This window comes from Gemelliphila sp. 1F1 (assembly GCF_056897515.1).
Genome location: NZ_JBXHBE010000005.1, coordinates 101,204 through 127,575 on the forward strand (window position 1 = coordinate 101,204; position 26,372 = coordinate 127,575).

Sequence of the window (26,372 nt, forward strand, 5' to 3'; positions counted from 1 at the left end):
ATTGAAAAATAATGACGGTAAATACTTTTTAAAAGCAAAAGAAGTTGTTAATATATACGATCAGTTAGTGGTAGAACTATTTGAGAATATGATAAAAAGATTAAAAGCTCGAGGCAATCAAGACCTGATTGATAATCCGTATATTTGGCAATTAGAAAAATTAAACGATATGCATTTGCTTACAGAAGATAACGTGAAATTAATTGCTAAACGTTCTGGTATTGCAGAAGATATATTTAGAGATGTTATTGCTAACGAAGGATTTAAAATGTATAAAGATCTTCATGAGCAATTACAAAATGATTTAGGGATAGAACAAGAAATCAATTATAAAGTCCAACAATCATTAAATGCTTTAGTAGACCAAACTATGTTTGATATTAATAATCTTTTAAATACTACTTTACCTAATAGTGTGCAATCTTTGTATAAACGCATTGTTGAGCAGATATCCGCAAATGTTATAGCTGGTACAAAATCACAAGATAAAGCTATATCAGAAGCTATAATGCAAAGTTTTGAAAATGGATTTATTGGCTTTAGAGATAAAGCAGGTCGTAATTGGCGTGCTGACAGCTATATAAGAACCGTAATTAATACTACAACTAGACGAGTGTTTAGAGAGATTAGAGAGCAATCTGCAGAAGATTTAGGTATAGACACTTTTTATTACTCATTTAAAGCAGCAGCTAGGGAAATGTGCTTGCCTATTCAACACAGGATAGTTACCAAAGGGATAACAAGAAAAATAAACGGAGAAACTGTTTATAGTCTATCAGATTATGGATACGGAACTCCTGCCGGGTGTCTTGGTATTAACTGTGGACACTACTTAACTCCTTTTGTAGTAGGTGTAAATAAGAAACCTGATTTACCTGAGCATTTAGCTAAACTAACTGATGAAGACCTATTAAACAATGCTAAAGCACAAGCGAGGCAAAGGGCTTTTGAAAGAGAAATAAGAAAGTCGAAAGAGAAGATATATTTAGCAAAAGCTCTAGAAGATAAAGAGCTTATACAAAAACATACTCTTAGGTTAAAAAATTTAAAAGGTGGACTAAAAAAGCTTATAGAAGATAATCCTTTCTTATACAGAGATTATGCAAGAGAAAGAAATCATTTTAATAATAAAAGATTTGTAAAAGATAATAATAAGATATATAATAAATATATGAAAAATTACAATCTAGATTTAATGGCAAAATCAAAAGAATTTTCAACTAAAAATGCCGAAGGAGAAAGGGTTAGATTTAGCGCTAAAAAAGTTCAAGGCACATCATATGATATTTGGGTACAAGGTAGAAATAAGAAATACCGAGGTACTTTGGAGTTATTAAAAGCTGATTTGGATTATTTTAATAATGTCCCTAGAATAGTAGTAGTTGACGAAAATAAATTAAAAGGTTTTGCTGGATATAACTATAAGCAAGATGTACTTTATGTTAGCAATGCTCTTAATTCCTATGAGGTAGTTGAAGATTTATTATCAGACAGATTTTTTGCAGCCGAAAACTTCAAAGACGTGTTAACTCACGAACTGGCACATAAGAAACATTGGGACTCTGCCAAACGGCTTTACAAATCTAAGAAAAAAAGATATAATAGCATTGAAAAAGCTAAAAAAGTTTTAGATGAACGACTTGTTTCTTACGTAAATATGCAGGTATCACAAGATCCATTATATTTACATAGAATTAGCAATAATGCTTTAATTGCTTATCATAAAGGGAATATAAATGAATTAGTAGCAGATGTTGCTGTTCTGGATAATAAACTAGAGGACAAGGAATTATTAAATAAAGTGAAAGGAGTATTAAAATGGAAGTAATGGCACGCCCATCTAATGAAATTCTAATATTTTGTAATAATATTATGCCTTATGTGAAAGAGGTCATAGTTGGAAATAAACCTGTTGTTATTTTTAAAGATGATGCTCCTAATGAAATCATTTTAGAGTTTGAATCAATAAAAGAAAAAATAGGTTATGAAAGTTAAGAATATTTAAGTTTTAAATTAAATAAAAGATAAAGTCAATCAGTTAGTTTTGATTGGCTTTTTATATTTCTTTTGTCCTAGACATGACGTTAAAAGGTCTTTTTATTATGCCCTAAAACAAGGCGTAAAACTGTTAAATGATGTCTACCGGACGTAAAACAAGGAGAAACAATATGAGTTTAAAACGAGAGATGTTAATTGAGGCAGGTATAGAGAATAAAGGTGTTTTAGATAACATTATGCAAGCGTACGGTGCAGGGATTGAAAATGCTAAAACACAAACCAAGCAAGAATTAGAAGCCGAAAATACAACTCTAAAAGAGCGACTAGAAGCTCAAGAAACTAAAGTAGCAGAATTGTTAAGTGCTAATAAAGATAGTGAAGATGCTAAAAAAGCATTAGCTGATTTACAAGAAGAGTTCGCCAACTACAAGACTGATAGTGATAATAAGTTGGCAACTCTTCAAAAATGTAATGCTATAGCGTTAGCGTTGAAAGATACCAAAGCACATGACAGTGATGTTCTAATGAAATTGATTGATATAGATAGTATTGAACTAGATGATAAAGGAAATCCTAAATTGGAAGATACTATCAATCAATTAAAAGAAGAAAAGCCATTTTTATTTGAAAATGAGCAAAATACTCAACCAATTATTACAGTTGGGGGTAATCCAGAAGGAACGGGATCTAATGATAATGATCCATTCCAAGACATTATAAATAATTACAAGTAAGGAGAAAAATAATAATGACAAATCAAAATTTACCAGTAAGACAATATCAATCACAGTATAGACAAATGCTTTCAACGGTATTTGATGTTAAAAAAGCATTCTCAGGAGTTCTAGCTCCTATTCAGGTACTAGATGGAGTGGAAAATAATGCAAAAGCCTTTTTTGTTAAAACTAACGCAACTCCAGTAGTTATAGGAGAATATAACACTAATGCTAATACTGCATTTGGTACAGGAACTTCAAATTCAAGCCGTTTTGGAAACTTAACAGAAGTAATCTATCAAGATACACATGTTGATTACGACTACACATTGGCAATTCATGAAGGTATTGACAGATATACTGTTAATAATAATTTAAATGCAGCAATTGCTGACCGTATGAAGTTACAATCAGAGGCTCAAACACGTAGGATGAATAGAGAAATTGGGAAATTCTTATCTACTAATGCAGGTAAAACAGAAGCATTGGCGGATTTAACAGAAGCGAGTATAAGAACTCTATTTAATAAAATAAATACTTATGTTACAAATACAGAGATAAACGCTTCTATTACAGCTTATGTCAAAGCAGATGTTTATAATGCTATTATAGATATGGCAGCTAATACTAGCGCAAAAGGATCTAGCGTGTCAATTGATAATAACGGACTAGCTAAATATAAAAATGTTAAATTAGAAGTAACTCCAGACCAGTATTTCGATAATGGTGTAGTTGCTATATTTTCGCCAGACAACATAGTAATACCTTTTGTTGGTATTCAAACTGCGCGTACAATCGAAGCAATTGACTTTGACGGAGTGATATTCCAAGCGGCAGCTAAAGGTGGTACATATGTTTTAGAAGACAATAAAAAAGCTATTGTTAAAGTTACAGGGAACATAGCTTAGGGAGGTTAAAATGAAGTATAAAGTATTACAGGAATTTACTGACAAATATACAGGGAATGCTTGTAGTGTTGGAGATATCATTGATATTTCCGAAGATAGAGCAGAAGAAATCAATAGAAATATGAGTTATACAAATCAAACTACAGTAGAATTAGTAGTTGAGAAAAAAACTACTCGAAAAACTAAGGCGAGTGAGTAATATCCTTGCCTTTTGACAAGGAGGGATATTATGTATTTAACATCAAGTGATTTCGAAAATTTAGAGATGTTTGATGAAATAGATGATGAAGAGTTTGATAAGCTTTGTAAAATAGCGGAACTCAACGTTAATCTATACACTAAAAATTATTATAAATATAGAGATTTTAAAAGTGAAATAAAATTTAAAAAAGATATATTTAAATTAGCAGTTGCGTACCAAGTGGACTACCTAAATAGAAGTGGAGTTCTAACATCTGATGATAAAGTTAGTATGTCGAGTTTATCAATAGGAAGAACTAAAATAGATTATAATAATCACCAAAATAGTAATACTAGTGGTACAAAATATAATCTGTGTGTAGATACTATAAATTTATTGAATTCAATAGGTTTCAGTTACTCGGGGGTAGCGTATGATAGATAAAAGATTATTAACTGATTCTGTAAAAGTAGAATTAGTAGAAAGTAAAGATGAGTGGGGTGATAGAAAACATTCCGCTCCTATTACTTTGAATAATGTAAGGTTTGACAGAACTACTCAAATAAGAAACAATCAAAATTTAGGCAAGAATACTTTAAAGAATAAAGTTGGTACGATATTCATATATCCTAAAATCACAGAAATTGTCATAGATGATTCCTGGATAGGTGCTAAGGTAACTGATGAATATGGAGAATACAAAGTGCAAGGATATTCCGTGAATAAACTTAATGGGCAACTATTCTCAATTGAATTGGAGGTAATCTAATGAGTGTATCAGTTCAAATAGACATAAGTGAAATTGAAAAATTACTTACTGCTGAAAACGAAAAAAAAGCTAAAATCGCAGTGGCTAATCAAATGCTTATCGATATGGATAAATTTGTGCCTATGAGACACGGGACTTTGAGAGCTAGCGGTCATGTACAAAGCAGTGGAGATATAGGAGTTGTATATACTACGGTATATGCTAGAGCTCATTTTTACGGTACTAATGGAATTGTTAGGTTTAGAAAATATACAACAAGCGGTACTGGTAAGCGTTGGGATGAAAAAGCACAAAGTAGATACTCTGAACAGTGGGCAGAAGTAGCTAAGAAAGGATTAGGATTATGATTAATAATGATTTCCAAATAGTGTTATTAAAGTATATTAATAGCCTAGATTTACCAATAACTGCAAGAATGGATTACTTTACTCCAGATAATGATTTAGTTGTAAATGCTATCCCAGGGGGGAAAGTAGACCTAATATATATGGATGGTACTAAAGAAGTAAGTTTGCCTTTTGAAATAGCTGTAAAAAGTAAATATAATCAAAAAGCTAGCAATATAATATGGCAAATCAATACTGCACTATCTGAATTTGATATAGATTTACCGAGTATCAATGGTAGTTATAAATTTTTAGATCTAACTGTAGATAAGCCTTCTATAAATGGTAAAGATGAACAAGATTATTTTATTTACACTTTGGTAGTAACTGCAAAATTAGAAACAAATTAAAGGAGATGTAAACAAATGGCAAGATTAAAAAACGCATTGAGAAAACATTATGTAGCAGATTGGACGGATAACAACACAGAGCCAACAGCTAGTGATTATAAGTTATTAGCAAAATATATAAAAACTGTAAATGATGAGACAGATGAGAATACAAATGATGATGCTTTTTATGATGGAGATGGAACTCCAGAAACAACAATCGTAAGTGTTGCAGCAGGGTATGCCTTTGAAGGTCAGTACGATCCTGAAGATGATGCTCAAAAATTAATAGCTGGTAAAAAATATAGAACTGGTGATGATAGAAAAGTTTGGTTTAAAGTAGTATCATCAGACGGTAAAAAACAATGGACTGGTGTAGCTACAGTAACAGGTATAAAAGCAGGTGATGGTGATGCAGGAGAGTACGAAGGTTTTGAATGCACAATTAAGTGGAATACTTTACCTAAAGAATCACCGGTAGCTTAAAAATATTTAAAGGAGAATAAACATGGTAGTAATTAAAAAATACGCTAATATAATTCCTATAGATTTTGGAAGTTTTACTTTAGAATATAACGCAAATGATGATAGCATAAAAAAACTTCAAAGAATTCAAAAAACTTTTGAAACAGAGGTATCTAAAATTCAAGATTCTGATGATGAGTCAGCGTTAATAAGTTTAAATGAATTTTCTAAGAAATATTGGACAGAGTTATTTGATTTAGATACATTTGATAAAGTTTATGAATTTTCAGGGCAATCAACGTTAGCTACGGCTAATTACTTATTGCAGACTATTTTAGGTATAATCAATGAATTTGCTGAACGAAACAGTGAGGATAAGTTTTTGAAATACTTAGATAAGTAATATGATTGATTTAACTAGAAAATTAAAAGATGAATTAATTATTTCAGATAAGAGATATCCTCTTAACTTATCTTTTGACAATGTATTAAGGCTTTTAGAAATGTGGCAAGACGGAGATATTGAATCGTATATAAAACCGTATCTAGCATTAGGTATGTTGACAGGAGAAAGTTTTAAAGATTATTCTGTTGAAGATGTCGTAGAGATAAGTGAAGCTATATTCGACGAGCATATCAAAATAAAAACGCCAGCGGACTATGTAGTGGAATATGATTTAATGGGTAATATTATTCCTAAATTAGATCGTAAAAAAGGTGATGAAGATGAAGAAGACGAAATATATAACATTAAATATGATAGTGATTATATATTTTCGTCTTTTTTTCAAGCCTATAATATTGATTTAATCGAAGAACAAGGAAAGTTACACTGGCAAAAATTTAACGCATTATTAAACGGACTTCCTAAAAATACTAAATTTAGAGAAGTACTAGAAATTAGGAGCTGGAAACCGTCAAAAGGAGATAGTTCTGAATACAAAAGTGCTATGCGCAAATTACAAGAGGTTTATAAACTACCTTAAATATTAAAGAAAGGAGGTAAATTATGGCTCAAGGTAAAGTAAAAATTTCAGTGGACTGGACTGCGGATAAAGCGAAGCAAGGTATTAATGGTCTTAAACAAAATCTACAAAACTTAAAAGGTGCCGGTGAAAAAGTAGGCAGTACTTTTAAAAGTGTTTTAGGAGCTAATTTAGTTAGTAATGCTATAATTGGAACAGTTCGAAACATAACTAATAGCGTTAAAGATTTAGCTTCGGAAGTAAATAATAGCGCTAAAGCTTGGAAGACTTTTGAAGGTAATATGCGAATGTTGGGTAAAAGCGAAGAGGAGATAGGAGTAGCTAAAAAAGCAATGCAAGATTATGCTACTCAAACTATCTATTCTGCATCTGATATGGCTTCTACCTACTCACAATTAGCTGCAGTAGGTGTAAGTGAAGTAGACAAATTAGTAACAGGTTTTGGTGGATTAGCTGCTTCTGCAGAAAATCCAGCTCAAGCGATGAAAACATTAAGTGTTCAAGCTACTCAAATGGCAGCTAAACCGAAAGTAGCATGGCAAGATTTCAAGCTGATGTTAGAACAAGCACCTGCAGCAATGAGTGCTGTTGCGCAAGAAATGGGAATGGATATGCAAACCCTAGTTGCAAGAGTTCAAGATGGAGAAGTAGCTACTGAAGATTTCTTTAACGCAATTAAAAAAGTAGGTAATTCGGAAGCTTTCTCAAAAATGGCTACTGAATTTAAAACAATAGATCAAGCAGTAGATGGTCTTAGAGAAACAATAGCAGTAAAATTACAAGGTGCTTTTGAAAAATTTAATGTGTTCGGCATTAAAGTTATCACTAAAATAGCGGATGCATTTGAAAAAATTGACGTAGACGGACTTGCTGAAAGATTAGGTAATTTCTTAAATAGTATTGATATTGATAAAGTTTTTGAAAATATACTATCTGCAGTAAGAGGTGTTTGGGAAATATTAGTAAAAGCGCATAACGTAGCAAAAGATTTTATTGACGGATTTAAAGAAACAGGAGCGTTAGATACTTTTAGTAATTTAATCAAAGAGATAAAAGATAACATAAAAAAAGTGCTTGATGCTGCAAAAGAAAGTGGTTCGTTAAAAGATATTGGACATATTGCAGGTGATATATCTAAATTAATTTTACAGTTAGTCAGAGGCTTGAATAAACTATCAGGTGCCCTATTGCAACCATTTGTGATTAGAGGTATAACTGCTATTTGGTTAGCATTTAAAGGGTATAAAATTGTAACAATGGCTACAGGAGCCATTAAAGGTTTCACATCCGCATTTAAGAAAATTCCTAAAAAGTCTCTTAAATTACCTACTCTAGATGTACCTACTGATAAGCCGATTAAAAATGCAAGTAAGTTGGGAGCAGTTTTTAGTAAAGTTGGCTCGCTTATTAGTAGGGTGTTTAGTGGAATAAGCAGTGTGATATCAAGAGTGGCAAGTGCTACAGGAAGATTATTACAAAGTTTAGGGCGTAGTATAGCCACTGTTTTTAAAGGTTTAGGGCAAGGAATAAGTATAGCAGCAAAAGGTATAGGAACTGGACTTGCCACAGCTTTTAGAGGTTTAGGAATGGCAATAGCAATGGTACCGCCACCTACTTGGCTTGCGCTAGGAGCAGGTATAGCTATAGCAGCTGCAGGATTAGCGTTGCTTGCAACTCAAAGCGAAGGGGTAAGTGAAATATTATATGCTTTAGGTGATGTAATAAGTCAAATTATAGGCTCGATAACTGAATTTGCCGTAGCGGTATTGCCATTGCTTATACAAGCGCTGAGTACATTTGGCGATATAGTAGTCAACGTTATTGGTGCGCTAGGTGGATTAATCATAGATGTGGGTACTTCTATTAAAACAGTACTTGAAGGTATAGGTGTAGTTATAGAATCAGTTGGCGCTGCTATTCAATCTGTTCTTGAAGGATTAGGATCCACATTTGAAGGTTTTGGAAACGGAGTTCGCTTAGCATTAGAAGGTGTAGGTAGTGTAGTACAATCTGTAGGGTCTGCAATACAGTCAGCATTACAGGGTGTAGCGTCGGTAGTTGAGTCCGTAGGTAATGCTATTAAGTCAGTGCTTGAAGGAGTAGGTTCAGTAATAGAATCTGTGGGTACAGCAGTAAAAACAGTCCTAGAGGGTCTAGGTACTGCCTTTGAAAAATTTGGTAATGCAGTAAAAACTGTATGCGAAGGTGTATCAGGAATTATTGACTCTATAGGAGAAGCAATAAAGAATGTCCTTGACGGTGTAGCTAATATATTCCAATCGATAGGTGATGCTGCGTATGATGCAGGATATGGATTTAAATTATTTGCCGAAGGTATAGAAAAATTGACTAATTTAAATCTTGGGGATATGGTAGCAACTCTAGTAAGTCTAGGTGCAGCGATTGGAGATTTAACATATCATGCAGGCAGTTTATCGCTACTTGGTAATTCTATGGTTACGTTCGGTCAAGGATTTATGGGAGTTGCTCAAGCCAGCCAAATAGCTCAAGGATCTTTACAAACACTACCTAATATATTAAGTACTTTTAAAACAGCTATAGATAGTTTACCTACAAGTTTATCTAGTGTAGCTACTTCTATGTCTACATTTGTTTCGGGAGTTATGACATCCTTAGGAGGACTTGTAGGCGCTAATGCTTTAATATTTACGTTTAATGCGGCTTTGAATAGCATAAGTTCTATTGCGATAACAGTTGCTTCTGGTGTATCAATGTTTAGTTCGCAACTACTTGCTTTATCAGGTAATCTATCATCAGTAACATCTGTGATTAATTCATTGATAGGGGTTGCTTCATCATTAGCGAGTTCTTTTGACTCAATATCTTCAAGTGCAAATTCTACGGCTAATACAATATCTACTATGGCTAGTACAATAAATTCAAGTATGTCCAGTGCTTTAAGTACAATACAAAATATTTGTAATTCAATAACTTCAACCTTGCAACAATCAGCTAATAAGATGATTGAAGAAGGAAGAAGAGCAGGTAGAGAAGTAGTTCAATCTATAGTTGACGGACTTAGAAATGGAGAAGGTAGTGTTAGAAATGCCACTGAAAATATTTTTAATGCTATTAGGAGAATAGGAGAGTCTGCCCCTAGTATTATGCAAAATATAGGAGCACAAATATCAAATGGAGTGGCTAGTGGTATGTGGAGTGCAGTTGGTTCGGTAAGAGCTGCTGCAAATGCTATTGTAGCCGAAGTAGAACGAGCTATGAGAGCGAAAGCTCAAATCCATTCACCGTCAAGATTATTTGCTAATAGCGTAGGTAGGTATATTCCGGAAGGTATTGCTATGGGTATTGATAAAAATGCGCATGTGGTAGAAAATAGCTTAGATTTCATTAAAGGCGTTAAATATAGGGCGGAAAACGTACTGAATTTAGGAAAAAATTATGCCGTACCAACAATGCAATCTAGCAATAATAATGTAACAAACAATAAAACTAATAATTATGAGGCATTATTACATATTGAAAATTTTGAAAATAATGGAGATCAAGATATTAGAGACATATACGAACAAATTAAATTCTTAATAAAAGAAGAGGGGGATAGATTGTCATGATAACTAAATTCATAAAATATAATGGGATTACTTCAAAAGACTTAGGGTTGAGATTGATTGATGATATATCCTTCAATTCTCCTGAACACTCTTTAGATTTAATTGAAATAGACGGTGTAGACGGTGCAAAAATTAAAGATAATAAAAGGTTATCGTTAGTTGATATGAAGTTCCCCTTTGTGCTTTATCAAACAAACAACAGCACTGCTCAAAATCTTATCTCAACTATTCAAAATTGGTTATTATTAGGAAATCCTTCTTGGAAAGATTTTGAATTAAGTTGGGATGAGGAGTATCTTTATAAAGCTTTGTTTTATGAAACTTTTTCTGTTGAAGGTAGTATAAACGCTCGTAAGAGATGTATATTAAATTTTAAAGTGCACCCGATTAAATACTTAAAATCAGGATTTCAAAAGATATCAATTACTAAAGGTCAGGTGTTGAATAACCCTGAGAATAGAGCTAGTAAACCTATTATTAAGTTGATAGGTTCGGGTGATGTTACCCTAATAATAGGAACGCAAATATTTAAGTTGAAAGGGGTACAAGGTCATATTGTACTAGATTGTGAGACACAAAGCGCTCACTATGATAATAAAGAGCCACAATATGATAAAGTTTATTCATATCCTTTCCCTATTTTAAAACCTGGAACAAACTTAATTAATTGGAACAATGCAGATTTTAAAGTTGAAATAATACCTAGATGGGAGGCGATAGTGTGAGTTATCCTATTTTATATGCTCAAAACGAAACAAATTTTGAACATTTAGGAATGTCTGTTTTATCAGACGCGACAAAGTGTTTAGTTACTAAAGAGCGTAATGGTATATATATTCTTGAAATGGATTATCCCATTAATGGAAAAGATGTCAATCTTATTAAAGAGGGACTAATTTTAAAAGTTGATACTGGCTACAGGAGCAAAAATCAAAGGTTTATTATCTCTCAAATAACTAAAAAGAAAAATAAATCAATAAGTGTATATGCAAAACATATATCACAAGTGAAAACAACTATGAATGCAATAAAGCCGAATGTAACAGCTTCAGGTAGCGCATATTCTGCATTAGAGATGTGGCGTAGTAATTTGCTTATTGATAAAACAGAATTTAGTGTATGGTCTGACATCACAACTTATAACTCGACTACTTGGGATATAGAAAATATTGAAAATGCAAGAGAAGCATTAGGAGGTACTAAAGGTTCTATCTTAGATGTATGGGGCGGTGAATATGAGTTTGATAATTTAGATATAAAACTCCATAAACAAATGGGTAGAGATAGCTCCATAATAATCGCATATGGACGAAACTTGATTGATTTAGAACAAGAGAAAAGTATTTTAGAAACATATACCTCTATATATCCGTTTAAAAAATTATTAGATGGAGATAATGAAACTCTTATAACACTTCCAGAATATTTTGTTCATAGTGAGCATGTGAACTTATTTCAAAGTCCTAGAGTGTTAAAAATAGATTTTTCTAGTGATGAGAACATTAAAACAGTAGATCAACTTAGAAATGAAGCTATTAAATATATTAGGAACAACAGTGTTGGAGTTCCTAAGGTAAGTTTAAAGATAAAATATCAAGATTTATCTAAAGTAAAAGGTATATTTGACAATAATTCTTTAGAAGAGATAGATTTGTGCGATACCGCAAAGGTTTATTTTGAAGAATTAGGAATAATGAATGAAACTGCTAAAGTTTCTAAAATTGTCTGGGATGTTATCTTAGATGAGAATCATGAAATCGAAATAGGAGATACTAGAACAGGGTTAACTGATACTATTCTTGGAAATAGATTTGAAGAAGTAGATAATCAAGTAAAAAGATTTTACAATTCTATATCTGCTCAAATAGATCGTCAAGCAGAAGAACAGCATTTAATTTATGATCGTAAGTTTAAAGAAAAATCTAAGGAATTAGAGACTAGTATTAAGAACGGCATTGAACAACTCAAGGCAAAAAATGAAGAAAATGCTCATAAGTTGAAAACTGAAATAGAAAATACTCTATCAACTGAAATTCGAAATAATATTTCAAGTATTACTGAAAATTTTAATGCTAATTTAGATGCGACTAAGCGAGATTTATTGTCAGCAACTCATAATACTATTGCAGACTACAAACAGACTATTGACGGACAAGTCGCAATAATCAAAGGTATTGCAGATAACGGATTACGTAGAGTAGTTATGCTGAGTGAAGATTTGAACGGCCTTAGAAGTTCAGTATCATCATTAGATAATGATACACTAAAAAAGGCAGATGTTGATGTTACTGCTGACGGTATATTACTAGGGGCAGGTAAGGTAGTTGACGGCAATAAACTTGCTAGTTTAATTAGCGTTAAGCCAGAAGCTGTTAGCATACTTACCGATAAGATGATAATAACATCAGCCAATATGAATTTGGTTAAGTCTGAATTTAGAAACACATCGCACGCCAATAACGCAGCAATATCTATTGTATATACAGGTGAAGCAAGAGAATTTTTAATTAAAGGATATGTAGGATCAGGAATTGTATCAGGCAATCCATTTTTCATTGACGCCTATATTACACATACTGACGGTACTAAAAGATGGAGTAGCCGCTATAAAAATTTCGGTATAGGCGCAATACTAACTGGTACATTTGTTATAACTTCTGACAAACAAATACAATCAATACAATTCCATATGAATGTGACAGGAACTGGAAATTCAGCGTTTATTTCTAATCTTGAGATAATTCCTAAAACTAATGCGATTGTAATTGAAAATGGTTCAATCACAGGAGATCAGTTGAAATTCAATAGTGTAACTACTAGTCATATTCAAACGGGAAGTATAACGTCATCTCTTATTCAAACAGACGCTATTACATCCAACCATTTGAAAGTAGACCAAGCAATGATTAATAAGTTGATGGTTAATGATTTGTTGACTAACAGTCTGTTTGCGAGACAGGCTTTTATCAATAAGTTAAAAGCCATTGATATTGATGCAACTAGAATTACAACTGGATTGTTAAGGGCTAGGAATGGCAATATGACTATTAATATGTTGACGGGAGAAACTGAGTATAGTGGTAGCGCTAGTATTAGGTTTTACAGTTCAGGAAATACCTTACATTACCAAAACGGTACTTCAAGAGCGTTTTTGAATTTTAATGATGCAGAAAAAGGCGGAGCAGCTGCGGTTCTTGGGGTAAATTCTGGGGGTAATTTTAGAAGTGACGTTCCATATTTTGCTGGAATTAAAGTTTTTAGAAATAGTGCAACTCAAGCTGGAGGGTTGTTAGACCAAATCGATGTTGTAGCAGATACAATCACCATAAAAGGTGGTTATAACGAGAGAAACGGTATTTATATTGATACTACAAGGTTTAGTGGAATTAACCTATATGACGTTTTAAAAAGTTTTAGAGATAACATAAAACAACTTCACGACGTTAAGTCCACTGCGAAATCTTATGATTGGGAACTTTTAAATTTGTAGTAAAGGAGACAAAAATGCAAATAAAAATAAAAAATAAAGATTTAGAAACATTACACAGCGGTATATATTCACTAACTATCTCTACTATGAAAGCAAATCGTGGTAGGGTTAAATTTTTAAAGAAATTAGAAGAAAAGTACAGTGATTTTACAGAATTTAAAAAGACCATATTTGATGAATATTTGGTAAAAGAAAATGGGGAGTTTGTTGTTGTTAATGACGAATATGTTATTAAAGATGGCAAAAAAGAACAATTTAATAGTGATATTACTGAATTACTAAATGAAGAAGTGGTAATAACTGGTGGGGAATATTCCAATAGATTTACTGATTTTTTTGTAGCATTACAAAATTATGAAGGTAACATTGAAGTGCAGTACATATCAGTAATTGATGATATATTAGACCAATTTGAAGTACAACAGGAGGAGAAATAAAATGGCATTAGAAATTAAAAAATCAACACAATTAATAGGTAATTTTAAAATAGGAGATGAGATAGTAAAGACAGCTACTGTTAACGTTGATGATAAGGGGATATCAACTTATAGTGAATATATCTCACGTCCTGAACTTTATTCTGCAAATCGAAAAGAAATGAGATCGCAAGAAAAAGAGTTTAGGGAAAAGAGATATGAGCTAGAAGATAGTATTTTAAGCGAGTTAGGAGAAGAAGTATAATGGCAAAATTAATCAATAGTACTAACATTAAACAAGTTGACGGCGGTCAAGTAATAAAATCTGGAGACTTTGGTAGTAATTTTAAATTTAATTTATTGGATGAACGTAACAATTCTGTATCTGATATTAATGGAGAAAAAGCAACTGTTGTGTTATGTGATAGTCAAACGTCAGAAGTCTTTTACAACCGACAATCCGTTGTAGAAGACGGGGCAGTTGAATTTAAAATATTAGAAAGACTACCAGTAGGCAAGTATTACTTAGAAATCCACGCAGGGGGGTATATCTTTCCAAGCAACAATAAATTCAAGATAGTTGTTAATCAAAGTTCTAAATTCGAAAAACAATTCGAAAAAGAAGAAAAGAATTCTTATTTTGATATCGATACAGATAATATAGAAAAAGTAGTTGATACTTATTCTAAGATTAATTACGAAGAATTGCCTAAAATAATTGTCCACAGCTTAAAGTCTAAAGGTGTGTCAGTGGATGATTTAAGGCAAAATTTATCCAAAAAAATAAACGCTTTGTTGGAAGAAGAAGTTTATGATTTGGAGCAAAATATAAATATATCTAAGTTAGATTTTGCGAATTATGAAGAAATGTTAAAAATGCTTAAGGCTCTCGACGAATCAAAAATATCATATGGACAAATTATGGAGTTTATGACAATTCATAACGACGCCATTTTGTGTAATATCCGTTCTCAAGCAGAGCTTGATTCACTGGTACAGAGAGTTGAATCTGGTGTGTCTGAGATTAAATTTGACGCAAATCGTGAGTGTATTTACGAGCATAATACTGAGATTAGATTTAGCAATGACAATACTTATATTAATATTAATGTACCTGACTTGTCTGAGATTAGCGAATTATGTGCAACTTTTGATGTTGAATATCTAAAAGGTAGTACAGTTAGATTATTGGAACAAGGTCAAATTACATTTGAAAGCAATGATGCATTTGTACCTAATGTTTTTGATAAAGTGAGAGAGGTTATCTCCTTTAGCAAAACAGAAGATTTTAATAATATATACATTGGGTGTTACAACGAAGTAATTTTATCAAATTTAAAAATTTGGGGAATTAGGGGGTAGAGTATGACTGATGCATGGGTAGTAGGGATTAGCACGGGAGTTGCAGTTCCTCTTTTATTACCAATATTAAATTATTGGTTGCAAAAGAAAAACAAAAAAAATGATGATATACTTTCAGAATTAAAAGAAATGGGTATAAAAATTGAAGCAACTGCTGAAGGTACAAAAGCAATACTTCGCTACCGTCTAATAAAAAATATGTCGTACGATATCCATATAGGGTATACATCTTTTAAACATAAAGAAGAAATTGTGTTAATGTACAATGCTTATAAGAGTTTAGGTGGCAATTCAGTAGTTGATGATTTATTTTTGCAGTTTAAAAAATTAGAAATTAAGGAGAAGAAAAATGGATAATTTACAAGCATATATTAATTTAGAAATTGTAGCATTTTGCCTATTAGTTGGTAAAATTATCAAAGATAGCACGCCGATTAAAAATAATTTAATCCCAATAGTTTTAGGATTTATTGGAATTATTTTTTGTATTGGGCTTAAACAAGAACTATCATTTCAGGTAATTATTACTGGACTAGTGAGTGGATGGATGTCAACAGGTGTCCACTCAGTAGCTAAGGGTGTCAATGATTTAAGAAAATAGGAGGTAAAATTATGGTAACACAAACACAAGCAATTAATTGGGTTAAAAGTAAAGTAGGTGGAAGAGTAGATTGGGACGGATATTATGGCTCTCAATGTGTAGATTTGATAATGGGCTATGTAGGAGAACTTTGGAAAGGGAGAGTTAATGGAAATGCAATAAATTATGTAAGTAATGCATTGCCTGCAGGATTTAAAAGATATAAAAAAGGTCAAGTTCAAATTCAACCTGGAGATATAATTGTATGGAACATGACTTTACCATGGGGTCATATAGGAATATGTACCGCAGTTAATGGCAATTTACTTACTTGCGTTGAGCAAAATGTAGATGGCAATGCTGATGCATTAACTAGGGGTGGACCTGCTAGAGTAATAAATAGATATGACACATTAGTTGCAGCTATTATAAGACCACCATATACTGTTGATTCTACAAATAATAGAAATTGGACTAGAGTTCCAGAAAGTTGGCATTTTACAGTTGAAGTAGAGGACTTAAATGTAAGAGAAGAACCTAGTTTAAATAGTAAAGTTGTTGCAACTTATAAGAAAGGTGATGTAATAAACTATGATAGCTATACAATAGCAAACGGCTATGTATGGATAAGTTATATTGGGGGAAGCGGTAATAGACGTTATGTTGCAACTGGAAAATTTGTAGATAATAAAAATCAAATGGACTTTGGTCATTTTAGATAATTAATTTTTAAGGGAGTAACGATTTGTTACTCCCTTTTTTTATTGACAAAATAAAGGGGTTAATATATACTATATTATATACGATGAATATCATTGTTTTAGCGACCCTTGTGGTTGAGTTAAAATAAACATTTATGTAAATTGTCTGAAAAGACGCCCAAGCGGGCAAAGTTAAAGAGTAGCTTTATTGCTACTCTTATTTTTTATATAAACAATTCGTCATAAATATATGTATCGTCGTTATTTAAACTTTCGTAAACTAACTCCATGATTTCTTCTTTGTAAGATTTCCAATCTTCAAAATCAATTCTTTTGTTGTTTATTTCGATTTCAATACTGTGCGTTGCTGTCAAATTTTCTTCTATTTCAAATTCGACTTCTACCGTTGCGTAATCCACGCTACCCTGTTGCGTTGCATCAACTAACGCTACTACACTATAAGTAACATCCAGCTCGTTATACATTTCTTCTGCGGTTAAATTTGCATCTTCAAACTCTTTAATTTCATTTCCGTTCAAATACAATTTGTTGTTAATAGCATAAATTTTATCGTCAAAGCTTTTAGCAATTTTGATTAGTTTGCTTACAGTCCCAAAATCAGTATCTGTTAGGTTCTCCTTAATTCTATAAAACGACGGCTTATCTAATTTATTATTTCTAATAAACAGTTCTTCGTCTATACCTTTAATTTTAAATAAATCTGATACTTTCATTATTTTTTCCCCTTTAAATAATTTTTATTTTCTTCGAGCAGTTTCGCATATTTGTACAATTTCTCTGCTGTATCTAGTGTGAGATTCCCAACTTTTCTTGTACCTTTCTTCATCGCACGTATATTGTTTACTGATATACCTGTATTTTTGGAAATTTGGTACGCTGTTATCTCACTATTAATTAATTTGGTAATTGTTTCTTTCATTTTACCTCCTTGTGCACAAATAATAAATTACTATTATCAATATTAAATATCCTAATGCAGATAAAAGTAATTCTTTTTTAGTGGTTTTTTCTATTGAAATTTGTATAGTTTTACTAAAAATCTTGAATTTTTTTTTCATCGTTGCTATAATGGTTATAGGAGGAGAGTTATACATCCCCCACTATTTTGATTTTTAGCTTAAAAAATAAGAAATTTAATGTCAAGGTTATTTCTTTTATTTTTAAGCTTTTTTCTTTTTCAACCACTATCTCCTCACCTCCTTATATTTATATTATAACTCATATGAGTTATAAAGTCAATAGTTTTTTAAATTTTTTTTAAAATGTTATAGATTGATAAAAAATAAAACGTATGCTATAATAAAATTCTAAATCTACATAATAATTGAACTTATCTCAATTATTTTAAAGCCTGCAGCCCAGTGGGCTTTTTTTTGTGCCTGAAAAGTGCCTAGTATTTGTAAAAAGTATTTTTTAAAAAACTATACGAAAAAGTATACGAAATTTATTTTTTGATGTAGTTTTATACAACTAGACTGCAATAGAAAATGTTTATAATTAAAGATTTTAATTGTATATAATACTATGTATTTTATAGAAATTGTCTTGCATAGAAAATAAGTTCATAGTAAAATTAAGCTATTATCCTAAGGAGTTATTTAACCATGAACAAAATAGAGTTGTATAAAAAAATTTTTTTAAAATTTAATAAGATGGGGAATGAATCTGCTGTATTGGACGCTTTTAATTGTAATAGTTTGGAAACTCTTTATAACAATTTATTAGAGTTACCTACGTCAAATGAAGTTACGTTACTTTTGGAAGAAATAAGTGAAGATTTAATTATAAACTCTATATCAAAAGTTGAACGTAGTAGTATGAAACTAGGATTGCATCGAATGACAGAAATTTTGAAATTGTTTGGAAATCCAGAAAAAAAATTAAAAGTTATTCATATAGCCGGTACCAATGGCAAAGGTTCTGTAAGTTCTTATATTACAACTACTCTTTCTAAGAGATATAGAGTAGGTATGTATTCTAGTCCCGGTATAGTTAGCTTTAATGATAGAATAAGGATAAATAATCAATATATTAGTTACTACGAAATGTATAATTTATATCGAGAAGTAGAGGATTTATGGCAGCAAAATTTTCCAAACAGTAACGATAATTTATCTTTTTTTGAAATTCTTACGGTAGTTGCAATTAATTATTTTGCTAGAAATGATGTAGATTTTGTAGTTATGGAAGTAGGACTTGGAGGAAGATTTGATGGAACAAATGTATTTTCTAAGAAAGAATTGTCTATAATTACAAAAATAGGTTTGGATCATACAAACATTTTAGGGAATAGTATAGAAAAAATAGCTTTTGAAAAAGCAGGAATTATACAACGAAATGATAATGTTATTTTATATCCTAATTCACAAGAAGTTTGTACCGTTATAGAAGAAGTAGCATCTATTAACAATGTTAATTTGACACTTTTAGATAAAAATAGTGTAGTAGTAAAAGTAGTTACGGCAAAACATAGTATTTTTAATTTTTTGAAATATAAGGATATAAAAATAAAAATGTTGGGAGAACATCAAATATTTAATGCTAGTCTAGCCATATTAGCTTTAGAAAATTTACGTTTAAGAAATAAGATAGTGTTATCCGATGAAGAGATACGAACGGGTATTGAACAGACTGTTTGGGCAGGTAGACTAGAGTGGATAGCTGATAATATCTTGCTAGACGGAGCGCATAATATTGATGGTATTAATAGTTTGGTTCATTATATTGAACGAAGTAAGTTAAAGAATATTAAATTATTGGTAGGTATATTGTCTGATAAAGATTATAAAGATATGGCAAAAATACTTGAAAGCATAAGTAGTGAAATTTTTGTAGTTCCTGTCCCGATAAACATAAAAGAAAGTAGTGTTAATGATTTAGCAGAAGCTTTTACAAGTAATGTAGTAGTGTTTGATAATTATGAGGAAGCTTTGAATAAAATTACAAAAAATTTAAAAGATAATGAAACTTTAGTAGTAAGTGGTTCGCTATATTTAATATCAGCAGTTAGAAAAAAATTATTAGAGCAGAGGTAAAAATTTATGAACAAGTTGCAGAAACAATTAGAAGATAATAAATATTTGGTAATGGGAATTTTGAATTTTACTCCTGATTCTTTTTCTGATGGAGGAGATTTTTATAGTGAAGATAGTGCCATTTTACAAATAGAGAAAATGTTAGAAGATGGAGCGAATATTATTGATATAGGATGTGAGTCTACTAGACCAGAAGCAACTAAAGTTACAGTAGAAGAAGAAATATCAAGATTACAATCTATTTTGCCTACAATAAGAAAGAGATTTCCAGATGTATTGTTGAGTATTGATACTTATAAAAAAGATGTAGCAGAATTTGCATTAGATAATGGTGTGGATATTATTAATGACGTCTATGGTGCAAAGGGTAACGATATGGCAGAGGTAGCTGCTAAATATAATGTTCCTATTATCTTAATGCATAATGATACTGTAAGAGAAGGCAGAGAAATAGACGATGTTATATCTAGTCTTAAAGAAAGCATTGATATTTGTTTAAACGCTGGAGTATCTAGCAAAAATATTATACTAGATCCGGGAATAGGTTTTAATAAAAATGCCGAAAATAATATAGCTATAACTAAGAATTTAGAATATTTGACTGAATTAGGTTTTACTACTCTATATGCAGCCAGTAGAAAAAGAACAATAGATTATATTTTGGGTGGAAATAGCCTACCAAAAGATAGAGATGTAGTTAGTGCAGCCCTATCATTAGAAGCTATCAAAAAAGGAGCTAGCATTGTTAGAATGCATAATGTGAAAGTAATGAATGAGATGTTACTTTCACATAAAGTAATAAATAACTAATAATTTTTTGGTAATTATCTTTAAAGTGTGTTAACAATAAAAGAACCGTTGAAATTAATGTATTTCAACGTTTTTTTTATTAGATGTATCTAATCTGTAAAAAGAGTCTAATATAAGACCCTTTTTAATAGTATATTTTTTATAATTTTTTTATTATTTTTCCTATTATATTGAATATTAATATTAATATAGATATAGATACTATATCCATATGGTTTAATTTAGTTTCTATGTTTAATATTCTACCAAAGAATAAGTATATATATGCAGAAACTATGTAGATTATACTTGGAATGAATATTATATATTGTTTATTTTTTATTATTTCTGAACACTCTATTCTTAATATATTAATAGCGGATATTGAAAAATATGTTATAAGCATAGAACTAGCTATATTCTCTCTATTTATTATATAAAATTTAAAATATATATTTATTAAATTTACTATTATTGTTATTAATATAGCTAATTTTAATATAGTAAAATTGTGAAATTTTTTCAAACTATTCCTTCTTGATATTTCATCGCACATATTTCCCATATTTATACCTATCACTAAGATTAATAGTATTTTTGTAATCATAGTTATGTATCCTTATAATAAATTTTTGGTGTCTTACTACATTTTTAACTACATAAAAATTATAAATGCTTATTAATAAGCTACATTTTAACAATAACATAGAAAACTTTTGTAATCAATAAGAAAAACAGATGGTAAGATAAACATTGTTTATAAGATGTGTATAACAATAAAAAATCAAACTTACTCTTTTATATTGCGGAAGTATACAGAAAAAGAAATTATTAAGAAACAGAAGTAATAATACAAATGAAAAAACAGTTAAAAATTTCTGTTATCATATAGTATTTGTTATAAACTAAAAAGAATCAGATTTTAAACTATGTATTAATTATTACTTTATTTGTATGTACTAGATACTGTATTTTAGATTTAGATTTTTAAAGAAATATCTAGATTTTGAAAATTATTAAAATCCTATTATATCAGTATTTAGATAGGGAGATAGTTTTTCAATTTATATAATCTCTAACAAATTAGTTAAGTTTATAGTTTACTTTTTGGTCGATAAGTTATATACTAATTATTATAAATTTATTAGTAAATTTATAAGTTTACTTATTCTTGAAAGGAATTAAGCTATGAAGAAATATTACAAAATAATTGTAGCATCAATATTAGCTATACTCTTGTTAGGAGGATTATTCACGGGTAATTATTTTTATAATTTTGCTTTAAATCCAAATGTGGATAAATCTGCGGTTGCTTCACAAGATAGTGATGGTGTAGTAGATCCTAGAACAGAAGAGAATCAAAAATGGTTTGATAATAATAAAAAAGAATATGTTAGTACCTCGGTAACAGGAAACAAGATTGTTGGATATAGCTTTGTCCAAAGTGATGCAGAAAATAATAAGTGGGTAGTAGTTACTCATGGATTTACAACTAGTGCAAAGCAAATGTCAAATTATATTAAGTCTTTTTATGATAGAGGATATAACGTATTTGCTCCAGATTTAGTGGCTCACGGCAAGAGCGAGGGAAATGCGTACGCTATGGGAGGATATGATTCTGATGATCTTGTTAATTGGGTAAAAAAAATATCTAACGAGCATAACAATCCACCTATAATGTTATTTGGTATAAGTATGGGAGCAGCTACAACTATGAATTCTTTGAACAAGGGGTTACCTAGCAATGTAGTAGGATTTATCGAAGATAGTGGTTATATAAACTTAAAAGAGGAATTTGTTTATCAGTTAGATAAACTTTTTGGCTTGCCTGAGTTTCCTGTTATTCCGTTATCTAATTTAGTTACGAAAGTTAGAGCAGGTTATAACTTTGGAGATGTAGATGCAACAGAAGCTTTGAAGAGTACAAAACTTCCTGCTTTAATTTTACACGGAGATAAGGACGGATTTGTACCTTTGAGTAATAGTGAAACTGCATATAATTTATTGACGTCAGACAAAGAGATATATATTTTTAAAGGGGCAAAGCATTGCCAAGCAGAAAGGATATACAATGAGGAATATTGGACTTATATAGATAACTTTTTGGCAAAAACTTTTAAATAAATAGAAATAAAAATAACTATCCTTAAAAAATAGAGGATAGTTATTTTTTGTATTATTCTCCAATTATTACTAATTCTTTGTTTAGACTATTTAGATTTTCGTATCCATCTTCAGTTACCAAAATTAAGTCTTCAATTCTCACACCAAATTCTCCCGGTAGATAGATACCCGGTTCAATAGAGAATATCATACCCGGTTCACAAGGAGTTTCATTTATAGAAGATATATCTCCGTATTCATGGCATTCTAGTCCAATATGATGTCCTGTACGATGTGTAAAGAATTCGCCGTAGCCTTTTTCTGTTATGTAATCACGGCAGGCTGCATCGATATCGCAGAATCTAACTCCCGGTTTTACTATAGATACTGCACGTTTTTGAGCTTCTAATACTATATTGAATACTTCTTTTGCTTTTTCGCTAGGAGTTTTCCAAAAGACAGTACGTGTCATATCAGAGCAATAATTATTTTTGACGCCACCCATATCCACAATTATAGCATCTCCATCGTTTAGATATCTATTCCCTGGTTCTCCATGAGGGTTAGCTCCATTAGCTCCGTATCCTATAATTGGATCAAAAGATACTCCGTCAACACCTAATTTTTCGTGAATAGCCATTAAATCTTTTACTATATCTAATTCTGATTTTTCTGCTGATATGCTATTAATTACTAATTGACAGGCTTCATCATTAAGTTTTGAAGCTAGACGCATAGCATTTATTTCATCTTGGTCTTTAATCATACGAATTTTGTCTACGATAATAGAAATATCTGTAAATTTGTTTTCTTTCAAATTGTTTATTAATGGTAATAAAAATCTAGCAGGAAAAACTTTATCTATACCGATAGTAGCTCCGTTTTTAAGGTTATTAGCCAAAATTGATACAGAATCATCTGTGTCTGAGAAAATAACTTTTTCAATTCCTAAGTCTTGTTCTATTGGGAATAACGCATTGACAAAAAGTTTGTGGTCGCCGTTTTGATCTAGAAGTAAGCAAAATAATCTTTCACCCGGATGAAGCATTAAACCACTTAAGTAGAAGATTGACATAGGATCACTGATTATAGCCTGAGAAATATTTTCTTCGGCCATTTTTGTTAAAACTTTATTTACTCTTTCTTTTTTCATAGTAAACTCCTTTAAATTTTAATAATATTGTCATTATTTATTATAGCACTAACGTGTATAGTTTGACAATGTAACTATTGGAAATGTTTTAATTATTTTAAAAAATATTCTATTATTGTTATACCTAAGGCTTGCGGTTTAGTTTTTATTGTTAAATAATTATTTTTTGTAAATTAATAAATAATTGAAAGAACTTTCTAAAATATTAAATACATAGTATAATATTGTTATAAAATGTAAGAAAGGAGAGCTGTATGGAAAACAAGAGTTTAAATATGATAGTTTGTGGAGGTTGAAACTCTAAGATTGGGCCGGGAGCTCTTTCTGACTTGTTGAGTGATTTACCAAAAAAAGAAGATAGCAATTTAATAGTAGGATATGAGTCATCTGATGATGCAGCAGTATATAAAATATCAGATGATAAAGCGATAATCCAAACTTTAGATTTTTTTACGACGATGATTAATGACCCTTATCTTTTCGGGCAAATTGCAGCAACTAATGCGTTAAGTGATGTGTATGCAATGGGAGGAGAGGTTATTTCAGCATTAAATATAGTAGCTTTTCCTGAGAAAATGGATATGGAAATTTTGCATCAAATTTTGAAAGGTGGAGCGGAAAAAGTCCATGAAGCTGGAGGAGTACTGGCAGGAGGACATTCGATACATGACTCAACACCTAAATATGGATTATCGGTAACTGGAACTATTCATCCAGATAAGATACTTATGAATAATAATTGTAAGTTAGGAGATTTACTAATAGTAACAAAGCCTTTAGGTGTTAGTATTATTAATTCAGCACATATGTTAAAAGAGTGTAGTGAAGAAACATTTGCAGAGTGTGTTAAACAAATGACAACTCTTAATAAATATGCAGCAGAAGTAATGAAAGAATATCCTGTTAATAGTTGTACAGACATAACAGGTTTTGGATTTTTAGGACATTTAGTAGAAATGTTAGACGGTAAATACTCTGCGGAAATTTTTGCAAAAGATGTTCCGATGTTACCAGAGGCTTATGACTGTGCTAATAATTTTATAATAACAGCAGGAGGACAATTAAATAGAAATTATTTACAAGATAAAGTGGACTTTCGAGTAAATGACTTTGCTATTGAGGAAATATTATTTGATCCTCAAACTTCTGGAGGTTTATTAATAAGTGTTCCAGAGAAATATGCTTCGGAGATGTTAGACAAATTAAACAAGTTAGAAATAAAAAGTTCAATAGTAGGTAGAGTAATAAATCGCCAAGAAAAAGATGTAATAGTAAATTAATTTAATTAAGGAGTTACTAGTTATGGAAACAAAATTGGATGCTAGAGGTCTAACTTGTCCTCTACCAGTAGTAAAGACAAAAAAATTATTGAATGAATATGACAAAGTTGAAACTATTGTTGACAACTTTGTTGCAACACAAAATTTAGAAAAATTGGCAACGCAATTAGGTTACTACATAAATGTAGATAAAGTTTCTGATGAGGAATACAACGTTACTATCTCGAAAGAAAATATAGGCAATGTCGTAATAGATACATTAGCTGATAGTTGCGTAGTACCGGTTACTCAAGCACGTAGAGTATTAGAAACAGAAAATATAGTAGAAGTTCTTGTAAAAGATGAAAGTAACGTACAAAATTTAGAAAATTTTGCTACAAAAAATAATTATAATATAAATATCGAAAAAAAAGATGAACATTATAAAGTTACACTAGAAAAGGGAAATACTGTTTCTAATGAACAGCAAGAAAAAGTAGTTACCAAAGAGGATGACAGTTATATTGTGGTAATTAATAAAAAAATTATGGGTCATGGTAGCGAAGAATTAGGGACAAGACTTATAAAAGCATACATTTATGCTCTTACTGAACAAGAAGTTTTGCCGAAGAAAATAATATTTTATAATGATGGTTCTGTTCTTGTTGATAAAAAAAGAAGTCATGTATTAGCTGAATTGATAGAATTAGAAAATCAAGGTGTAGAGATAGTATGTTGCGGAGCGTGCATAGACTATCATAATATAGAACTTGCTGTGGGTAACCCAACTAATATGTACTTTATAGTAGAAGATATGAGAAAAGCGAACAGAATAATAAGACCTTAGGAGATTTTAATGATAGAAGAAGGATTAATAGTATTTAACAGTACACACGATTCTATAAAGGCAGATAATTTATGTTTAGAAAAGGCTGTTAATGCTAGTTTGATACCAACACATCCTAGTATATCGCTAGGCTGTGGCTTTATGATGAAAATAGAGTGGAACAATTTTGCAGATTTAATAAGGTTATTAGAAACAGAAAATATACCTTACAAAGCTCTATATTATTCAAAGAAAAAAGGAATTAAAAGAGAAGTAATATTATTATACGAAAATAAAAATTAGGAGAGA

The 26,372-nt window shown here is 30.8% G+C and carries 31 protein-coding genes; 27 read left to right on the forward strand and 4 right to left on the reverse strand.

What is annotated here, in order from left to right; all coding sequences use genetic code 11:
- The first annotated feature begins 1 nt into the window (after position 1).
- The 21 genes from AC1XWJ_RS05955 to AC1XWJ_RS06055 all read left to right on the forward strand — a co-directional run bounded on the left by AC1XWJ_RS05955 (position 2) and on the right by AC1XWJ_RS06055 (position 16,898).
- Positions 2–1,828, forward strand: coding sequence for a phage minor capsid protein (locus AC1XWJ_RS05955; protein ID WP_483334973.1), 1,827 nt, complete (start codon positions 2–4; stop codon positions 1,826–1,828).
- Positions 1,819–1,995 (forward strand): hypothetical protein, encoded by a 177-nt coding sequence (locus AC1XWJ_RS05960; RefSeq protein WP_483334974.1) that lies wholly within the window; start codon positions 1,819–1,821, stop codon positions 1,993–1,995. The genes AC1XWJ_RS05955 and AC1XWJ_RS05960 overlap by 10 nt, the downstream gene beginning before the upstream one ends.
- A gap of 173 nt (positions 1,996–2,168) precedes the next feature.
- Positions 2,169–2,732 (forward strand): phage scaffolding protein, encoded by a 564-nt coding sequence (locus AC1XWJ_RS05965; RefSeq protein ID WP_483334975.1) that lies wholly within the window; start codon positions 2,169–2,171, stop codon positions 2,730–2,732.
- A 14-nt stretch (positions 2,733–2,746) separates the two neighbouring features.
- Positions 2,747–3,622, forward strand: coding sequence for a phage capsid protein (locus tag AC1XWJ_RS05970; RefSeq protein WP_483334976.1), 876 nt, complete (start codon positions 2,747–2,749; stop codon positions 3,620–3,622).
- A gap of 10 nt (positions 3,623–3,632) precedes the next feature.
- A complete protein-coding gene (locus AC1XWJ_RS05975; protein WP_483334977.1) occupies positions 3,633–3,821 on the forward strand; it encodes a hypothetical protein in 189 nt (62 codons plus the stop codon).
- Positions 3,822–3,851: 30 nt separating this feature from the next.
- Complete coding sequence (locus AC1XWJ_RS05980; RefSeq protein WP_483334978.1) at positions 3,852–4,247, forward strand: hypothetical protein; 396 nt, start codon at positions 3,852–3,854, stop codon at positions 4,245–4,247.
- Positions 4,237–4,572 (forward strand): putative minor capsid protein, encoded by a 336-nt coding sequence (locus AC1XWJ_RS05985; protein ID WP_483334979.1) that lies wholly within the window; start codon positions 4,237–4,239, stop codon positions 4,570–4,572. Before AC1XWJ_RS05980 ends, AC1XWJ_RS05985 begins: the two co-directional genes overlap by 11 nt.
- Positions 4,572–4,919 carry a minor capsid protein gene (locus AC1XWJ_RS05990; RefSeq protein WP_483334980.1) on the forward strand — a complete coding sequence of 116 codons (348 nt, stop codon included), beginning with the start codon at positions 4,572–4,574 and terminating at the stop codon, positions 4,917–4,919. Before AC1XWJ_RS05985 ends, AC1XWJ_RS05990 begins: the two co-directional genes overlap by 1 nt.
- Positions 4,916–5,308, forward strand: coding sequence for a minor capsid protein (locus tag AC1XWJ_RS05995; protein WP_483334981.1), 393 nt, complete (start codon positions 4,916–4,918; stop codon positions 5,306–5,308). The genes AC1XWJ_RS05990 and AC1XWJ_RS05995 overlap by 4 nt, the downstream gene beginning before the upstream one ends.
- Positions 5,309–5,323: 15 nt before the next feature.
- Positions 5,324–5,773: a phage tail tube protein gene (locus tag AC1XWJ_RS06000; protein ID WP_483334982.1), complete on the forward strand. Its 450-nt coding sequence runs from the start codon at positions 5,324–5,326 to the stop codon at positions 5,771–5,773.
- Between the two features lie 22 nt (positions 5,774–5,795).
- Positions 5,796–6,155 carry a hypothetical protein gene (locus tag AC1XWJ_RS06005; RefSeq protein WP_483334983.1) on the forward strand — a complete coding sequence of 120 codons (360 nt, stop codon included), beginning with the start codon at positions 5,796–5,798 and terminating at the stop codon, positions 6,153–6,155.
- Between the two features lies 1 nt (position 6,156).
- Positions 6,157–6,738, forward strand: coding sequence for a Gp15 family bacteriophage protein (locus tag AC1XWJ_RS06010; RefSeq protein WP_483334984.1), 582 nt, complete (start codon positions 6,157–6,159; stop codon positions 6,736–6,738).
- A gap of 23 nt (positions 6,739–6,761) precedes the next feature.
- Positions 6,762–10,328 carry a tape measure protein gene (locus AC1XWJ_RS06015; RefSeq protein ID WP_483334985.1) on the forward strand — a complete coding sequence of 1,189 codons (3,567 nt, stop codon included), beginning with the start codon at positions 6,762–6,764 and terminating at the stop codon, positions 10,326–10,328.
- Complete coding sequence (locus AC1XWJ_RS06020) at positions 10,325–11,053, forward strand: hypothetical protein (RefSeq protein WP_483334986.1); 729 nt, start codon at positions 10,325–10,327, stop codon at positions 11,051–11,053. The genes AC1XWJ_RS06015 and AC1XWJ_RS06020 overlap by 4 nt, the downstream gene beginning before the upstream one ends.
- A complete protein-coding gene (locus AC1XWJ_RS06025) occupies positions 11,050–13,818 on the forward strand; it encodes a phage tail spike protein (protein WP_483334987.1) in 2,769 nt (922 codons plus the stop codon). The genes AC1XWJ_RS06020 and AC1XWJ_RS06025 overlap by 4 nt, the downstream gene beginning before the upstream one ends.
- A 14-nt stretch (positions 13,819–13,832) precedes the next feature.
- Positions 13,833–14,255, forward strand: a complete 423-nt coding sequence (locus AC1XWJ_RS06030) for a DUF1617 family protein (RefSeq protein WP_483334988.1) — start codon at positions 13,833–13,835, stop codon at positions 14,253–14,255.
- Between the two features lies 1 nt (position 14,256).
- A complete protein-coding gene (locus AC1XWJ_RS06035; RefSeq protein ID WP_483334989.1) occupies positions 14,257–14,499 on the forward strand; it encodes a hypothetical protein in 243 nt (80 codons plus the stop codon).
- Entirely contained in the window at positions 14,499–15,596 is a 1,098-nt protein-coding gene (locus AC1XWJ_RS06040) for a hypothetical protein (protein WP_483334990.1), read from the forward strand. Before AC1XWJ_RS06035 ends, AC1XWJ_RS06040 begins: the two co-directional genes overlap by 1 nt.
- Before the next feature lie 3 nt (positions 15,597–15,599).
- On the forward strand, positions 15,600–15,953 hold the full coding sequence (locus AC1XWJ_RS06045; protein WP_483334991.1) for a hypothetical protein: 354 nt from the start codon (positions 15,600–15,602) through the stop codon (positions 15,951–15,953).
- Positions 15,946–16,197, forward strand: a complete 252-nt coding sequence (locus AC1XWJ_RS06050; RefSeq protein WP_483334992.1) for a phage holin family protein — start codon at positions 15,946–15,948, stop codon at positions 16,195–16,197. The genes AC1XWJ_RS06045 and AC1XWJ_RS06050 overlap by 8 nt, the downstream gene beginning before the upstream one ends.
- Before the next feature lie 11 nt (positions 16,198–16,208).
- Entirely contained in the window at positions 16,209–16,898 is a 690-nt protein-coding gene (locus AC1XWJ_RS06055) for a CHAP domain-containing protein (protein WP_483334993.1), read from the forward strand.
- Positions 16,899–17,101: 203 nt separating this feature from the next.
- Here the strand turns inward: AC1XWJ_RS06055 and AC1XWJ_RS06060 are convergent, their stop codons facing one another.
- Positions 17,102–17,611 carry a hypothetical protein gene (locus tag AC1XWJ_RS06060; protein WP_483334994.1) on the reverse strand — a complete coding sequence of 170 codons (510 nt, stop codon included), beginning with the start codon at positions 17,609–17,611 and terminating at the stop codon, positions 17,102–17,104.
- Positions 17,611–17,817, reverse strand: coding sequence for a hypothetical protein (locus AC1XWJ_RS06065; protein ID WP_483334995.1), 207 nt, complete (start codon positions 17,815–17,817; stop codon positions 17,611–17,613). Before AC1XWJ_RS06065 ends, AC1XWJ_RS06060 begins: the two co-directional genes overlap by 1 nt.
- A gap of 685 nt (positions 17,818–18,502) precedes the next feature.
- Here AC1XWJ_RS06065 and AC1XWJ_RS06070 point away from each other — a divergent pair.
- Together AC1XWJ_RS06070 and folP are read left to right on the forward strand one after the other, a co-directional pair.
- Entirely contained in the window at positions 18,503–19,933 is a 1,431-nt protein-coding gene (locus AC1XWJ_RS06070) for a bifunctional folylpolyglutamate synthase/dihydrofolate synthase (RefSeq protein ID WP_483334996.1), read from the forward strand.
- Positions 19,934–19,939: 6 nt separating this feature from the next.
- A complete protein-coding gene (gene folP, locus AC1XWJ_RS06075) occupies positions 19,940–20,743 on the forward strand; it encodes a dihydropteroate synthase (RefSeq protein WP_483334997.1) in 804 nt (267 codons plus the stop codon).
- A 139-nt stretch (positions 20,744–20,882) separates the two neighbouring features.
- Here folP and AC1XWJ_RS06080 read toward each other — a convergent pair whose 3' ends face one another.
- Entirely contained in the window at positions 20,883–21,329 is a 447-nt protein-coding gene (locus tag AC1XWJ_RS06080; RefSeq protein WP_483334998.1) for a hypothetical protein, read from the reverse strand.
- Between the two features lie 581 nt (positions 21,330–21,910).
- On the opposite strand from AC1XWJ_RS06080, the gene AC1XWJ_RS06085 reads away from it, so the two are divergent.
- Complete coding sequence (locus tag AC1XWJ_RS06085) at positions 21,911–22,846, forward strand: alpha/beta hydrolase (RefSeq protein ID WP_483334999.1); 936 nt, start codon at positions 21,911–21,913, stop codon at positions 22,844–22,846.
- A gap of 52 nt (positions 22,847–22,898) precedes the next feature.
- Here AC1XWJ_RS06085 and AC1XWJ_RS06090 read toward each other — a convergent pair whose 3' ends face one another.
- Complete coding sequence (locus AC1XWJ_RS06090) at positions 22,899–23,978, reverse strand: M24 family metallopeptidase (RefSeq protein WP_483335000.1); 1,080 nt, start codon at positions 23,976–23,978, stop codon at positions 22,899–22,901.
- A gap of 305 nt (positions 23,979–24,283) precedes the next feature.
- On the opposite strand from AC1XWJ_RS06090, the gene selD reads away from it, so the two are divergent.
- Genes selD through AC1XWJ_RS06105 form a run of 3 tightly spaced genes read left to right on the forward strand, consistent with a single transcriptional unit; the run spans position 24,284 to position 26,366 of the window.
- Positions 24,284–25,258: a selenide, water dikinase SelD gene (selD, locus tag AC1XWJ_RS06095; RefSeq protein ID WP_483335016.1), complete on the forward strand. Its 975-nt coding sequence runs from the start codon at positions 24,284–24,286 to the stop codon at positions 25,256–25,258.
- Positions 25,259–25,280: 22 nt separating this feature from the next.
- Positions 25,281–26,084: a sulfurtransferase-like selenium metabolism protein YedF gene (yedF, locus tag AC1XWJ_RS06100; protein WP_483335001.1), complete on the forward strand. Its 804-nt coding sequence runs from the start codon at positions 25,281–25,283 to the stop codon at positions 26,082–26,084.
- Positions 26,085–26,093: 9 nt separating this feature from the next.
- Positions 26,094–26,366: a putative Se/S carrier protein gene (locus tag AC1XWJ_RS06105; protein WP_483335002.1), complete on the forward strand. Its 273-nt coding sequence runs from the start codon at positions 26,094–26,096 to the stop codon at positions 26,364–26,366.
- Positions 26,367–26,372 lie beyond the last annotated feature (6 nt).

Excerpts from the sequence above, each read along its gene's own strand:
- AC1XWJ_RS05960 (WP_483334974.1), top strand. The coding sequence starts at position 1,819 with ATGGAAGTAATGGCACGCCCATCTAATGAAATTCTAATATTTTGTAAT.
- AC1XWJ_RS05965 (WP_483334975.1), top strand. The coding sequence starts at position 2,169 with ATGAGTTTAAAACGAGAGATGTTAATTGAGGCAGGTATAGAGAATAAA.
- AC1XWJ_RS05970 (WP_483334976.1), top strand. The coding sequence starts at position 2,747 with ATGACAAATCAAAATTTACCAGTAAGACAATATCAATCACAGTATAGA.
- AC1XWJ_RS05975 (WP_483334977.1), top strand. The coding sequence starts at position 3,633 with ATGAAGTATAAAGTATTACAGGAATTTACTGACAAATATACAGGGAAT.
- AC1XWJ_RS05980 (WP_483334978.1), top strand. The coding sequence starts at position 3,852 with ATGTATTTAACATCAAGTGATTTCGAAAATTTAGAGATGTTTGATGAA.
- AC1XWJ_RS05985 (WP_483334979.1), top strand. The coding sequence starts at position 4,237 with ATGATAGATAAAAGATTATTAACTGATTCTGTAAAAGTAGAATTAGTA.
- AC1XWJ_RS05990 (WP_483334980.1), top strand. The coding sequence starts at position 4,572 with ATGAGTGTATCAGTTCAAATAGACATAAGTGAAATTGAAAAATTACTT.
- AC1XWJ_RS05995 (WP_483334981.1), top strand. The coding sequence starts at position 4,916 with ATGATTAATAATGATTTCCAAATAGTGTTATTAAAGTATATTAATAGC.
- AC1XWJ_RS06000 (WP_483334982.1), top strand. The coding sequence starts at position 5,324 with ATGGCAAGATTAAAAAACGCATTGAGAAAACATTATGTAGCAGATTGG.
- AC1XWJ_RS06005 (WP_483334983.1), top strand. The coding sequence starts at position 5,796 with ATGGTAGTAATTAAAAAATACGCTAATATAATTCCTATAGATTTTGGA.
- AC1XWJ_RS06010 (WP_483334984.1), top strand. The coding sequence starts at position 6,157 with ATGATTGATTTAACTAGAAAATTAAAAGATGAATTAATTATTTCAGAT.
- AC1XWJ_RS06015 (WP_483334985.1), top strand. The coding sequence starts at position 6,762 with ATGGCTCAAGGTAAAGTAAAAATTTCAGTGGACTGGACTGCGGATAAA.
- AC1XWJ_RS06020 (WP_483334986.1), top strand. The coding sequence starts at position 10,325 with ATGATAACTAAATTCATAAAATATAATGGGATTACTTCAAAAGACTTA.
- AC1XWJ_RS06030 (WP_483334988.1), top strand. The coding sequence starts at position 13,833 with ATGCAAATAAAAATAAAAAATAAAGATTTAGAAACATTACACAGCGGT.
- AC1XWJ_RS06035 (WP_483334989.1), top strand. The coding sequence starts at position 14,257 with ATGGCATTAGAAATTAAAAAATCAACACAATTAATAGGTAATTTTAAA.
- AC1XWJ_RS06040 (WP_483334990.1), top strand. The coding sequence starts at position 14,499 with ATGGCAAAATTAATCAATAGTACTAACATTAAACAAGTTGACGGCGGT.
- AC1XWJ_RS06045 (WP_483334991.1), top strand. The coding sequence starts at position 15,600 with ATGACTGATGCATGGGTAGTAGGGATTAGCACGGGAGTTGCAGTTCCT.
- AC1XWJ_RS06050 (WP_483334992.1), top strand. The coding sequence starts at position 15,946 with ATGGATAATTTACAAGCATATATTAATTTAGAAATTGTAGCATTTTGC.
- AC1XWJ_RS06055 (WP_483334993.1), top strand. The coding sequence starts at position 16,209 with ATGGTAACACAAACACAAGCAATTAATTGGGTTAAAAGTAAAGTAGGT.
- AC1XWJ_RS06060 (WP_483334994.1), bottom strand. The coding sequence starts at position 17,611 with ATGAAAGTATCAGATTTATTTAAAATTAAAGGTATAGACGAAGAACTG.
- AC1XWJ_RS06065 (WP_483334995.1), bottom strand. The coding sequence starts at position 17,817 with ATGAAAGAAACAATTACCAAATTAATTAATAGTGAGATAACAGCGTAC.
- AC1XWJ_RS06070 (WP_483334996.1), top strand. The coding sequence starts at position 18,503 with ATGAACAAAATAGAGTTGTATAAAAAAATTTTTTTAAAATTTAATAAG.
- folP (WP_483334997.1), top strand. The coding sequence starts at position 19,940 with ATGAACAAGTTGCAGAAACAATTAGAAGATAATAAATATTTGGTAATG.
- AC1XWJ_RS06080 (WP_483334998.1), bottom strand. The coding sequence starts at position 21,329 with ATGATTACAAAAATACTATTAATCTTAGTGATAGGTATAAATATGGGA.
- AC1XWJ_RS06085 (WP_483334999.1), top strand. The coding sequence starts at position 21,911 with ATGAAGAAATATTACAAAATAATTGTAGCATCAATATTAGCTATACTC.
- AC1XWJ_RS06090 (WP_483335000.1), bottom strand. The coding sequence starts at position 23,978 with ATGAAAAAAGAAAGAGTAAATAAAGTTTTAACAAAAATGGCCGAAGAA.
- yedF (WP_483335001.1), top strand. The coding sequence starts at position 25,281 with ATGGAAACAAAATTGGATGCTAGAGGTCTAACTTGTCCTCTACCAGTA.
- AC1XWJ_RS06105 (WP_483335002.1), top strand. The coding sequence starts at position 26,094 with ATGATAGAAGAAGGATTAATAGTATTTAACAGTACACACGATTCTATA.